At 59.5% G+C, this 12606-nt stretch carries 8 protein-coding genes; 4 read left to right on the top strand and 4 right to left on the bottom strand.

From position 1 onward, the window contains the following. Positions 1-49 precede the first annotated feature (49 nt). On the top strand, positions 50-2011 hold the full coding sequence (locus L888_RS0102710) for an alpha-L-arabinofuranosidase C-terminal domain-containing protein (protein ID WP_027951774.1): 1962 nt from the start codon (positions 50-52) through the stop codon (positions 2009-2011). Positions 2012-3176: 1165 nt separating this feature from the next. Here L888_RS0102710 and L888_RS0102705 read toward each other — a convergent pair. Both L888_RS0102705 and L888_RS0102700 read right to left on the bottom strand, forming a co-directional pair. Beyond that, the gene (locus L888_RS0102705) at positions 3177-5111 is read right to left on the bottom strand and encodes a rhamnogalacturonan lyase (RefSeq protein ID WP_245594804.1); all 1935 of its coding nucleotides are present in this window, start codon (positions 5109-5111) and stop codon (positions 3177-3179) included. A 278-nt stretch (positions 5112-5389) separates the two neighbouring features. Further along, on the bottom strand, positions 5390-7579 hold the full coding sequence (locus tag L888_RS0102700) for a glutamine synthetase III family protein (protein ID WP_027951772.1): 2190 nt from the start codon (positions 7577-7579) through the stop codon (positions 5390-5392). Between the two features lie 273 nt (positions 7580-7852). Here L888_RS0102700 and L888_RS0102695 point away from each other — a divergent pair, with 273 nt between their 5' ends. The 3 genes from L888_RS0102695 (at position 7853) to L888_RS0102685 (ending at position 10411) form a co-directional block, all read left to right on the top strand. Further along, positions 7853-8479: a hypothetical protein gene (locus L888_RS0102695; protein ID WP_005844999.1), complete on the top strand. Its 627-nt coding sequence runs from the start codon at positions 7853-7855 to the stop codon at positions 8477-8479. A gap of 44 nt (positions 8480-8523) precedes the next feature. Continuing rightward, positions 8524-9411 carry a hypothetical protein gene (locus L888_RS0102690; RefSeq protein ID WP_027951771.1) on the top strand — a complete coding sequence of 296 codons (888 nt, stop codon included), beginning with the start codon at positions 8524-8526 and terminating at the stop codon, positions 9409-9411. A gap of 142 nt (positions 9412-9553) precedes the next feature. Next, entirely contained in the window at positions 9554-10411 is an 858-nt protein-coding gene (locus L888_RS0102685; RefSeq protein WP_005845002.1) for an enoyl-ACP reductase FabI, read from the top strand. 117 nt (positions 10412-10528) lie between these two features. On the opposite strand, the gene L888_RS0102680 is transcribed toward L888_RS0102685, so the two are convergent. Continuing rightward, entirely contained in the window at positions 10529-11569 is a 1041-nt protein-coding gene (locus L888_RS0102680) for a glycoside hydrolase family 43 protein (RefSeq protein WP_005845003.1), read from the bottom strand. A gap of 39 nt (positions 11570-11608) precedes the next feature. Then, positions 11609-12592, bottom strand: a complete 984-nt coding sequence (locus L888_RS0102675) for a transporter (protein WP_027951769.1) — start codon at positions 12590-12592, stop codon at positions 11609-11611. Positions 12593-12606: the final 14 nt, after the last annotated feature.

Here is a 12606-nt window from a genome sequence, read left to right as displayed (position 1 = left end):
GGGTGGATTTTTGTATCTTTGCACCACAACCATTCAACCATTAAGATTTATGAAACATCGAAAACTCTTCTCCGCGCTGGCCATGGGCCTCCTGGTTTCCATGGGAGCCTCGGCACAGCCGCGCCAGTTCACGGTCAACGCTAAGCCCGGCGGCCCCATCCAGCCCACCATGTACGGCATCTTCTTCGAGGACATCAACTTTGGCGCCGACGGCGGTCTTTATGCCGAGTTGGTGGAGAACCGGAGCTTTGAATTTCCCAACAACCTCATGGGATGGGGCACTTTTGGCAACGTCTCCGTGAGTGACGTGAAGCCTGCTTTCGACCGCAACCCGCACTACGTGGTGCTCGAGTCGGCCGGCCACGACCAGAAGTTCACCGGGCTGGAAAACCGCGGCTTCTTCGGCATGGGCCTGAAGAAAGGCATGAAATACGACTTCTCGGTCTATGCCCGTCTGCACGATCTGCAGGGCAAGGAGGCACGGATACGCGTCGAACTGGTGGACGACCAGGACGTGCCCATCGACAAACAGACCATCACCATCAAGGCCAGCCAGTGGCAAAAGGCCACCGCAACGCTCACCTCCAACCGCACTGTGGAGAAAGGACTCCTGCGCATCTTCCTGGAAAGCAGCGACGGTATAGACCTCGATCACGTGAGTCTCTTCCCCGAAGACAGCTGGCACGGACTGCGGGCCGACCTCGTGCAGGATCTCGCCGACCTGCATCCCGGCATATTCCGCTTCCCCGGCGGCTGCATCGTGGAGGGTACCGACCTGGCCACGCGCTACCAATGGAAGAACAGCGTAGGGGCCGTGGAGAACCGTCCGCTCAACGAAAACCGCTGGAACTACACCTTCCCGCACCGCCTCTTCCCCAACTACTACCAGACCTACGGCCTGGGCTTCTATGAGTTCTTCCTGCTCTCTGAGAAGATAGGGGCCGAGCCGCTGCCCATCCTCTCCGTGGGCCTGTCGTGCCAGTATCAGAACAAGGACGATGCCTGCAACGCCCACGTGGGCGTGGACGACCTGCAGCCCTACATCGACGACGCCCTCGACCTCATCGAGTTTGCCAACGGTGCCATCACCACCAAGTGGGGCAAGCTGCGCGCCGACATGGGCCATCCGGCTCCTTTCGGCCTCAAACAGATTGGCATTGGCAACGAACAGTGGGGCGAGCTCTACCCCGTTCGCCTGAAAAAGTTCGTCGAACAGATTCGCGCCAAGTACCCCAACATCAAGATTTGCGGCTCATCGGGACCCTCGGCCAGCGGCGAAATGTTCGACTATGGCTGGGAGCAGATGCGCAAGCTCGACGTGGACCTCGTGGACGAGCACTACTACATGTCGCCCGACTGGTTCCTGAAGAATGCCGGCCGCTACGACAACTACGACCGCAAGGGCCCCAAGGTGTTCGCCGGCGAGTACGCCTGCCACGTCAGGGGACTGGACAAGGAGCCCACCGTGGCCATGAACAACTTCGAGGCCGCCCTGGCCGAGGCCGCCTTCATGACGGGTCTTGAGCGCAATGCCGACGTGGTGTACCAGGCCACCTACGCCCCGCTCTTCGCCCATGTAGACGGCTGGCAGTGGCGTCCCGACCTCATCTGGTTCGACAATCTGCGCAGCGTGCGCTCGGTCAACTGGTATGTTCAGATGCTCTACGCCACCCATCGGGGCACCCACATGCTCTCGCTCACCGAGAACGGCAAGGCCGTCGAGGGTGCCGACGGCCTCTATGCCAGCGCCGTCTACGACAAGGATGCCAAGCAATACATTGTCAAGATAGCCAACACGGGCGACAAGGCGCAGGAGATTGCCCTGAACTTCAAGGGTGCCAAGGGCCTCGGCGCCGGCACCGCCATCACGCTGCATGCCGACGATCCCCGCGCCGTCAACTCCCTGGACAAGCCCAACAGCGTGGTGCCACAGGAGTCCGGCGTACAGGCCAACGGCTCTGCCGCCACCGTTACGGTGCCTGCCAAGACCTTCGCCGTGTACAAATTCTGATCCCAGACACACGCCATCCCACCGCCCCATCCCCGGAAACGAGGATGGGGCGGTGCCGTTTCTGAGACAGAGCAACGGGTGGAGTCAGACAGAGTCATGGGAGGTTTTAGACAGAACAACATATCTTACAGATGGCTCGCGCGGTGGAAAGTCTCACAGATTCCACAGATTTCACAAATACTGCGCGAAGAAAGGCTCACGCAGAGGCACGGAGACAAGGAGGCTGCGCGGTGGAAAGGCTCACAGATTCCACAGATTTCACAGAGACTGCGAGGAGAAAGGGTTCATGCAAAGGCGCGAGGACAAGGAGGCTGCGCGGGGATTTTCAAATCTGAATTTGGGGAAAACGAATGGATGGCCGGTGATTAAAGGTGTTGGCGTAGGGGTCGGCCTCCATGCCAGCCCCTATGTTTGGAACAAACGTTCACGGTGGCAGAATGCGTGAAAACATGGTTGTGCATGCGCCACGGCAGGGCCGTGCCATGACGAATCAAACCCAATCTTTGTGGCATCCCTCGGTCGGGGCAAAATTGTCACGGTGTAAACGCGTTGTGTTTGCGCCGCCATCGCATCCCGTTAACACCGTTATCACGATGCAAAAATGCCGTAAACGCGTTGCGTTTACGGCATTTTTGTTGTAGGTGTATGGTATCATGGTTGATGAAATGCGGTGTTTATGTTGTGGGTACACGGTATCATGGTTGATGGAATGCGGTGTTTATGTTGCGGGTGCACGGTGCAATGGTTGCGGATATACGGTATAGCGTTTTGGAAAATGCGGCGTAATGGCTATGGGTGCACGGTGTCGCCATGGCATGCCAACGGTATGTGGGCATTTCGTATTGCATATAACGTTTGTTCCAAACGTGCGGGACGGCACGGAGGCCGGCCCCTACTCCAATACCCTTGACCAGTTTAGCCCCATTCGGTTACCCTAAGTTCAGATTTGAAAATCCCCGCGCAGCCTCCTTGTCTCCGCGCCTCTGCGTGAGCCATTCTTCGCGCAGCATTTGTGAAATCTGTGGAATCCGTGAGACCTTTCCACCACGCAGCCAATATGTTCTTTTGTTACTATGTCTTTCTCCCACCGCGCGAGCCATCTGTTAAATATGTTGTTCTGTCTAAAACCTCCCATGACTCTATCCATGACCCGCCGTTGTTCTGTCTAAAACCCGGTGGGCACGGGGGCGTCGGGACCGAGGTAGCAGCCCAGTTCGGGCGGTTGGTTGTAGGCCACATTCTCGGCGGCCACACTCGCGCGGTAGGGTATGTCGGTCATGAGGCAGGGCACGCGGTGGGGCGTGGTTATGGGCGACACATAGATGCGCAGCTCCGTGCTCTGCGCGTTGCGGACGACCACCTCCTCGCGCCAGTCGCCCAGGATGTCGGCCGAGAGGCAGGGATTGGACTTCGTGCCGTTGTTGAACTGCCCGTCGAAACGCGTCACCACGTCCATGGCCTGTGTGTCGGGGTTGTAGCGTGTCACCGTCTCGTGGTCGAGCAGCTGCCGCGTGAGGCCGCCGTCCCACCAGATGCCGAAGTTGCACGACAGGCGTGCCACGTCGCGGCTGGCGTCACTGTAGTCCACCTCGCCCCGCTGCTCGTGCTGCCGCGCCGTGGTGCTGAAGGGCGAGGTGAGCGGCACATTGGAGCTCCACACCTCCACGCCATACTGCGTGGAGTCGATGTCGGCGGCCATGGCGCGCCCCACGTCGAAGTCGGCCTTGCGCTGGAACACCACACGTCCGGTGGCCGCCTCGCGTAGGTCGGAGCCGTCGCGGCGGTTCTCGTGGCAGTCCCAGACGAAGAGTTTGTTCGTCCGCGGATCGGCCACGAGGTGGATGGCGTCGCCATGGCCGAAGCCCGTGTTGTAAAGTCCGCGGCCGTCGTGGTCCACACACATCGAGCCATACACAATCTCATCCTTGCCGTCACCGTCCACGTCGGCCACGCGCAGGTTGTGGTTGCCCTGCCCCGCATAGTCGGGACGGGCGTGGTTTTCGAGTCCCAGCTCGCGCAGGAGGGCCAGCTGTTCGGGCTGCGGGTGGGTGTCGAAATACCAGTGCAGCCTGAGGTCGCGGCCGTCCCAGTCCCAGGCGGCCAGCGTGGTGCGCGTGTAATAACCGCGGCAGAACACCGCCGAGGGCCGCCGCCCGTCGAGCCAGGCCAGTGCGGCCAGATAGCGTTCGGAGCGGTTGGCGTGGTCGTCGCCCCAGCACATGAGCGGCCCGCGGTCGGGCAAATAGGGCACAGTCTTGAGTGCTGCGCCGGTGAGTCCGTCGAACACGGTGAGATATTCCGGCCCCTGCATGATGCGGCCATACTGCGGCGTGCCCGCCTCGAGGCTCCGCCAGTCGCGGTTGGCGTCGCCGATGGCACGCCCCGTGCCGTCGATGGTGCCGTCGGCCGTCTTCATCATGAGCTCGGCGCGGCCGTCACCGTCGAAGTCGTAGGCCAGAAACTGCGTGTAGTGAGCCCCCGCCCGGATGTTGCGCCCCAGGCAGATGCGCCAGAGACGCGTGCCGTCGAGCCGGTAACAGTCCATATAGACAGGCGAGGTGAGCCCGACGTGCGAATTGTCGTGGGCGTTGGAGGGCTCCCATTTCAGGAAGAGCTCGTACTGTCCGTCGCCGTCCACATCGGCCACCGAGGCGTCGTTGGCGCTGTAGGTCACGGGCACTCGGCGCGCCATGCCGTCCCTGCGCGGGTCGGCTGCGGGCCTCCTGCCGCCGCCACGGCCACGCTGCCGCGGCCATGCCTCAGTGCTGTCGGCGGTGACGGGCGGCGTGAGTGGGATAGCCAGAAAGCCGTCGGGGGCGGCGGGCGTCACCGTCCACGAGCCGCTGCGGCCGCCGCCGCGCACCTCGTAGGTGGCCGGGACGGCCAGCGGATGGCGGTCGATGAAGAATGTCCCGCCCCCAGTGAGCGGCCGGGGCGTGAGGCGCACGCCGTTGCGGTACACGTCGAAAGGCTCGGCGGCACGGTCGCCGGGCAGCGTGCGCCAGGACACCACCACCTCCGAACCGTGGCGCAGGGCCACCACGCCACGGTTGAGCCGCTCGGTGACCATGCGGGCGCGGTCGTAGCGCGTCTGGGCCATGGCGGGAGTGGAATACAAGGAAAGGGCCGTCAGCCCCAGAAAGAACAGGCGACGCGCACGGGCAGACCTGCCCGCAGCATGGCAAAGGGAATGGCAGAATAGTTTCATGTTGTTTCGTTTGTTGGTTTCGGAGGTCGCGCCGCCGCCCGCCGGAAAGGCTTGATTTCCGGCGGGCGCGTGCAAGCGATTCGTTGCAAAGTTAAATAAAAAACGGGAATGCCGCAGCATTCCCGTAGGTTTTTCGGCGTTGCCGCCCGCAGTTTTCACCGCTCCGGCGCCTATCGGATGAAGAGCAGCTCGCGGTATTTGGGCAGTGTCCAGAGCTCGTCGCTCACGATGAGCTCCAGCTTGTCTATCTGGTAGCGTATCTCCTCCATCTTGGTTTCCACGGTGTCGTGGTAGGCGATGGCGCGGTCGCGCAGGTTGTCTATCCTGTTGGCCACCTTGCGGGCGTTGACCAGTTCCTCCACGCCCGTCTCGATAATCTGGGTGCGCTCGGCTATCTCGCGGATGAGTTTCTTGTTGCGTGCCGTGAGGTGCGTGGCCTCACCCTCGTCGAAGATGGCGTACATGTTGTCCACATTCTTGGCCAGCTGGCTCTGGTAATGGGTGGCCACGGGGATGATGTGGTTCATCGTGAGGTCGCCCATGACGCGCGCCTCGATCTGTATCTTCTTAATGTAGATCTCCCATTTCACCTCGTTGCGGGCGCGGAGCTCGTTCTCGTGCATCACGTTCAGCCGCTCGAACATCCTGATGGTGGCGGGATCGAGGTAGCGGTCGTAGGTGAGCGGGCACGAACTCTCGGTGTCGAGCCCGCGGCGGGCGGCCTCGGCCACCCACTCGTCGCTGTAGCCATTGCCGTCGAAATGGATGGGGGCGCAGGTGTTGATGTCCTCGCGGAGAACGTCGAGAATGGCACTTGTGCGGTCTTCGCCGGCCTGTTCCAGACGGTCCACACGCTCCTTGAAGTCGGCCAGAGCCTCGGCCACCGTGGTGTTGAGCACGATGAGGGAGCACGCGCAGTTGGCCTCGGAGCCCACGGCACGGAACTCAAAGCGGTTGCCGGTGAAAGCAAAGGGCGACGTGCGGTTACGGTCGGTATTGTCGATGAGCAGTTCGGGAATCTCGGGAATGTCGATGTTCATGCCCTGCTTGCCCTTGAGGGTGAAGAGTTCTTTCTTGTCGGCCTTGCGGATATGGTCTATCAGGTCGGCGAGTTGCTTGCCCAGGAACGACGAGATGACGGCGGGCGGCGCCTCGTTGGCCCCCAGGCGGTGGGCATTGGTGGCCGTCATGATGGAGGCCTTGAGCAGTCCGTTGTGGCGGAACACGCCCATGAGCGTCTCGACGACAAAGGTGACGAAGCGCAGGTTGTCGGCCGGAGTCCTGCCGGGGGCGTGGAGCAGCACGCCCGTATCGGTGGAAAGGCTCCAGTTGTTGTGCTTGCCCGAGCCGTTGATACCCTTGAACGGCTTCTCGTGGAGCAACACCTGGAAGCTGTGTTTGTGGGCCACCTTCTTCATCAGACCCATCAGAAGCATGTTGTGATCGACGGCCAGGTTGCACTCCTCGAAGATGGGGGCCAGCTCAAACTGGTTAGGAGCCACCTCGTTGTGGCGTGTCTTGCAGGGAATGCCCAGCTCGAGGGCCTGCGTCTCCAGGTCTTTCATGAAGGCTTGCACGCGCTCGGGGATGGTGCCGAAGTAGTGGTCGTCCATCTGCTGGTTCTTGGCCGAGTCGTGGCCCATGAGGGTACGGCCAGTGAGCATCAGGTCGGGGCGGGCCGAGTAGAGGTCCTCGTCAACGAGGAAGTACTCCTGCTCCCAGCCCAGATTGGTCTGCACCTTGTTCACGTCGGGGTAGAACAGGCGGGCCACATCGGTTGCAGCCGTGTTGAGGGCATGGAGCGAGCGCAGCAGCGGCGACTTGTAGTCGAGGGCCTCGCCCGTATAAGAAATGAAGATGGTGGGGATGCAGAGCGTGTCGTCCATGATGAAGACGGGGCTTGTGGGGTCCCAAGCCGAGTAGCCGCGGGCCTCGAAAGTGTTGCGGATGCCACCCGAGGGGAAGCTCGAAGCGTCGGGTTCCTGCTGTACGAGCAGCTTGCCGGAGAACTCCTCGACCATGCCGCCACGGCCGTCGTGCTCCACAAAGGCGTCGTGCTTCTCGGCGGTGCCCTCGGTGAGGGGCTGGAACCAGTGGGTGTAGTGGGTCACGCCGTTCTCCTCGGCCCACTGCTTCATGCCCTGGGCCACGGCGTCGGCGATGCCGCGGTCGAGGCGGGCACCGTTGTCTATCACGTCGATGAGCTTCTCATAAACGTCTGAAGGAAGATACTTGTACATCTTCTGCCGGTTGAAAACCTTGCGGGCGAAATACTCGGAGGGGCGTTCAACGGGTGCCACAACCTCGTGGGGGCGCTTGCGGAAGGCCTCGGTCACCGCCTCAAATCTCAAATTGGCCATTATCCTTGGGTATTAAAGTTTGCACTGCAAAATTACGCCAATCCGCCCAAAAGGCAAAACATTTGCCGGCTTTTTTATCCCCGGGCTACCTCTTTGTACAGATTTCGGGGCACGATGGCCCCAATAGTGTCAGCCGGGCATGCCGTGGCGGCGATGCCGCGAAGCGGGTGCCGGCGGGAGAAAAAAAGGGAAACGAGACGTTGGGCGATACGGATGGAATGACTACCTTTGCACCGTCAACCTCCAAATAGTCACTCATCAACGACCAATCCCATGAATTTGAAATCTATGGCAGCCGGCCTTGCCCTCTGCCTCCTGCCCGGCATCGCCGGGGCGCAAGACGAAATTCCCACCCACGAAATCATGGTGAGCGTGGGCACCGGCACCACCAACCTGGGCTGGGACACGGGCAACAACTACGATGCCGCGTACTGGACCCGCTACGAAGACCCGCTGCTGAACTATCGTTGGAGCAGCGTCTACGACAAGGGCACCGTGCAGCTGCCCTGCTTCGGCCTGTCCTATCGGAAAGACTTCGGCCGCAAACACCGCTTGGCCTATGGCTTCAACGTGGCCTACGAACCCAAGCACGGCAGTTGGAAACACCGCCTCACCGACGAGACCGTCTACCGCATGAAAGACAACTACCTGTCCGTGCTGCCCATGGTGCGCCTCTACTACAAGCGTCGCCCGGGCTTCCGCATGTATGGCGAGCTGGGCGTGGGCGGTGCGCTGAACGTGTGGCAGAACGGCGGCGAGCCCGACAGCCACGGCCGCGTGCTGCTCACCGGCCAGCTCACCTACCTGGGATTCCAGTGGGGCCACCTCCTGTTTGGCTCGGTAGAGCTGGGCTTCGGCAGTCTCGGACTGCTGCGCGTGGGCACCGGCTACCGGTTCTAAGCATCATCCCCTATCCGTAAACACTTTCACATCAGACACATCTCATGAAAAAAATACTTGCCCTACTGCCCGCCATGCTGCTCTCACTGCTCCTCTCGAGCTGCATTGTCGAAGAGCCGGAAGAGAATCACCGTCCCACCCGGGGCATTTACGAGGCCTTCGAATATGTCAGGAACGCCAACCGGCCGATGCTCGATGCGCTGTTCATCACCTACCGCATGCAGGAGTACAACCGGCTACAAACCGACTCGGCACGCCAGGCTTTTCGCAAGACCTACCTGCGGGACATGACGATTAAAGACACGGTATCAAAGGAAAACTCTTTCAATCCTATGTACATATTGACCGATCGGAAGAGCGACTACTTCTATACACAGTACACCATTACCGACTATAGATACAACTATCTACGCATAGAATGTACCACCTATTTGTATAAAACGAAGACCCATCGCATGTTCGACGTCCATCAACAAAGCGACGGTTCATGGAGGATTGACAACTATGTTATCCATCCAACCACCAGCACCGACGATTCATCCAGGGAGCTGTATTGGGCCGATTTGTTCTCGGTGGCCAACCGATTCTATGTCTGGGGCTCCGACCTGACAGCCAAATGGACGCTCCAGGACAATGGAGAACCGCAGTGCCGGCTGGAGGGGAAGATAGAGATGTACACCCTATTGAATATTCCTCTCCTTATCGAGGCACCCTTGTTGACACCATTCACCGTCAGCTATATACCCGCCGACACCACCGCTGCCGGCGGCGAAGGGAAGCCGGGGAGGCTGCGGGCGAGCGGCACACTGGGTCTCAACATCACCGATAGAGGCACAAAAGAGACTGAGCAGGCCACGGCGAAGTTCTCGGGAAAAGACGACGGACGCGTGCTCATCACCGCCCGCAACCTGTCGGAAGAGTGGTGGTACTAACCTCTGTGGACGGCTCCGCCACAGGCCGCCGGCCCGCAACGAAACGGAGACGGCGGGGGCGGCGCATGCAAAATCTCACCGCAATCACGGTTAAAGTCACAAAAACTTCGTACCTTTGCCCCAAGAAATACAACGAGAAAATATGAGTTACAATTTATTAAAAGGTAAGCGAGGCATCATCTTCGGTGCGCTCAACGAGAAGTCCATCGCATGGAAAGTGGCCGAACGAGCCGTAGAAGAGGGTGCCGTCATCACTCTCTCGAACACACCAATAGCCGTGCGCATGGGCACGGTGACCGCCTTGTCGGAGAAGCTCGGCTGCGAAGTCATCCCGGCAGATGCCACCAATGTGGAGGACTTGGAGAACGTGTTCCGCCGCTCCATGGAGGTGCTCGGGGGAAAAATCGACTTTGTGCTCCACGCCATCGGCATGTCGCCCAACGTGCGCAAACGCCGCACCTACGACGATCTGGACTACAAGATGCTGAACACCACACTCGACATCTCGGCCGTTTCGTTCCACAAGATGATTCAAAGTGCCAAGAAACTGAATGCCATCAACGAGTACGGCTCCATCGTGGCTCTCTCCTACGTGGCTGCACAACGCACTTTCTACGGCTACAACGACATGGCCGACGCCAAGGCCCTGCTCGAAAGCATCGCGCGTAGCTTCGGTTACATCTACGGCCGCGAGCACCACGTGCGCATCAATACCATATCGCAGTCGCCCACAATGACCACGGCCGGCGAGGGCATCAAGGGTATGGACCGCCTCTATGACTTTGCCAACCGCATGTCGCCACTGGGTAATGCCGATGCCGACGAGTGCGCCGACTACTGCATCACCCTGTTCTCCGACCTGACCCGAAAGGTTACCATGCAGAACCTTTTCCACGACGGCGGCTTCTCCAACGTGGGAATGAGTCTGCGTGCCATGGCCACTTACGAGAAAGGACTCGAGGATTACATGGACGAGAACGGCAACATCATCTACGGATAAGGCTTCGACAAGCCACAACAAAAGCCTCTCCAAGCCCTTTCAAAGGAGGGGATGTCAAACGGGGCCATCGCTGCACAAGCAGCGATGGCCCCGTTTCGTTTGTGGTGTGGGGAGGCTTTACTTCTTGTTCAGCTTCAGCAGCCGTTGGTATTCCTTCTTGGTGATGCGCATGAAAGAGCCGTGCTGCGGTGCCGTAACGCCCTCGATGTCCACGGGGTCGTGGAAATTGCGCAGGTTCTCGTCGGCCTTACAGATGCGGTAATGCTTGGGATGGTCGCTGTATTGGATGTAAGCCACGCGCCAAGTCTTGTCGCCGATGAGCTGGAAAGCCGACGAACCCTCGCAGTTCTTACGGCCCTCAAAGCTCACGTAGTCGTCTTCCACAGGCTCGCCCCAGCCGTAGGTGAGGTGGTCGGAGGTGGCGGTATAGATGCCGGGACGGCCTCCTTCTTTCTTGATGAGCATGTGATACTTGCCGTCAGCCAGCAGATTGATGTCGGCATCAATGGTGGCATAGCCCCAGTCGAAGAGCAAACGGGGCATCGTGAGCTGGGTAAAGTCCTTGTTGGCATAGCTGTAATACATGCGGTCGTAGGCCTCCTCGGGGCGATTCAGCATGGAATAATAGATCATGTAGCCGCCTTTCTCACCGCTGGGCCAACGGTAGTTGGGATCCCAAAATATCTGTGGAGCCCACACGCGGTTGATGGTGGACCAGTCGCGATAGGGCGACGTGGCGGTAGCGCCATCGCTGAAAATCGAAGGGCCCTTGCGGTAATCGAAGGTCACCGAAGTCCAATTCACGAGGTCATCACTCTTGAGCAGGTCGATGCCGTAGTTGTCCCACTTGTGGCTTTTGGCCACGCACATGTCAGTGGTAACCATGATATAGCCCTTGCCATTCCATGCGCGGGTGATGTAAGCATCGCGTGTTCCTCCCTCGATGCGGGCGTGCTCCTTGGGGTCGAAGATGGCGTTGCCTTCCAGAATGTCCTGATAATGGTAGCCGTCGCGGCTCACGGCATAGGCCGTGTACTCGCCCTTGTCACTCATGTGACAGTAGAGATAACCGTAGTCGCCCTTGACAGGGTTCTGCGCCGAGGCGGTCAACGTGAGCCATGAGAGCAGCGCAAGCGTGATTTTTTTAGAATAGTGCATAAGCTTTAATGATGGTTTTAAGTTGATTTTTCAGGGTATTCAACTCGCCTGCTCCAGTCCGCGCTTGCGGAAAATCCAGATTTCGACTGAGTTAATCATGTTTTGCCAGAGGATGTAGCAGCCGGGACCTACCGACGACAATGGGTGCAAAAAGGCCGTGGCAACCCAGATGGCGAAGGCCGTATTCTTCTGTCCCAAGGCCTGTCCGGCCTCAATTGTCCTGCCGAAATAGTGGCCAATGAAGCGCCCCGTGGCAAATTGGATGATGCAAAGAAGCAGTGCCATGGCAGCGATGGACAGGAAAAAGAAGACCGAAGTGTGGCCCCACGCATCGGCAATATTCATGGCAGTGGTGCCGGTGACCACCACAAGCGACGCGCCCCACATGTAGTAGCTCAGGTCTTTGACGCTGATTACCCAGCGGTGAAGCCGTCCGAAGCCGTGCTTCACCACGAAAGCGAGCAGCATGGGAAGCAGCAGCACGACACTCACTTTCCATAGAATCTCCAGGAAGAGCGGCAAAAACGAGACCGCCTCCAAGGCGGCGTCGGTCTGCGGCAGCAGGGGGAAACAGAGGGGAATGAGCAGTGCAGAGATGAAGTTGGACACGAAAGTATAGGTTGTCATCTCCTCCAAACTGCCCCCGAGTTTGGCCGTCACGACGGCCGCAGCGGCCGCGCAGGGCCCGATGATACACACCAAAATGGCCTCGAGCATGACGAGGGCACGGCCCGTAATGCCGAACCCCACAACGCCTCCGACCAGTGCCAGCACGAAGATGACCTGCTGAAGGCCCGTCCAGAAGTGCCATTTCACGGGCAGCAACTTGCGGAAATCCACCTTGCAGAACGTCACGAAAAGGACGAGAAACATGAAGTCTGGCAGCACGTTGGCATTGTAAGGCTCATACCATTGCCCGATAGGACGCAACACGGAAACGAAGCGAAACAGCAAGTAGACGGCCGTGCCCGTTGCCATGGCAACGGGCAGAGTCCAGTCCTCGATGAATTTAACGACGCCCATACGCACTGCGGATG

The sequence above is a fragment of the Hallella seregens ATCC 51272 genome, assembly GCF_000518545.1.
Taxonomy (GTDB): Bacteria; Bacteroidota; Bacteroidia; order Bacteroidales; family Bacteroidaceae; genus Prevotella; species Prevotella seregens.
This window is presented reverse-complemented; position numbering and strand designations above follow the sequence as displayed.

Bases quoted from the DNA above. Each gene is read 5' to 3' on its own strand.
- L888_RS0102710 (WP_027951774.1), top strand. From the start codon at position 50: ATGAAACATCGAAAACTCTTCTCCGCGCTGGCCATGGGCCTCCTGGTT.
- L888_RS0102705 (WP_245594804.1), bottom strand. From the start codon at position 5,111: ATGGCCCAGACGCGCTACGACCGCGCCCGCATGGTCACCGAGCGGCTC.
- L888_RS0102700 (WP_027951772.1), bottom strand. From the start codon at position 7,579: ATGGCCAATTTGAGATTTGAGGCGGTGACCGAGGCCTTCCGCAAGCGC.
- L888_RS0102695 (WP_005844999.1), top strand. From the start codon at position 7,853: ATGAATTTGAAATCTATGGCAGCCGGCCTTGCCCTCTGCCTCCTGCCC.
- L888_RS0102690 (WP_027951771.1), top strand. From the start codon at position 8,524: ATGAAAAAAATACTTGCCCTACTGCCCGCCATGCTGCTCTCACTGCTC.
- L888_RS0102685 (WP_005845002.1), top strand. From the start codon at position 9,554: ATGAGTTACAATTTATTAAAAGGTAAGCGAGGCATCATCTTCGGTGCG.
- L888_RS0102680 (WP_005845003.1), bottom strand. From the start codon at position 11,569: ATGCACTATTCTAAAAAAATCACGCTTGCGCTGCTCTCATGGCTCACG.
- L888_RS0102675 (WP_027951769.1), bottom strand. From the start codon at position 12,592: ATGGGCGTCGTTAAATTCATCGAGGACTGGACTCTGCCCGTTGCCATG.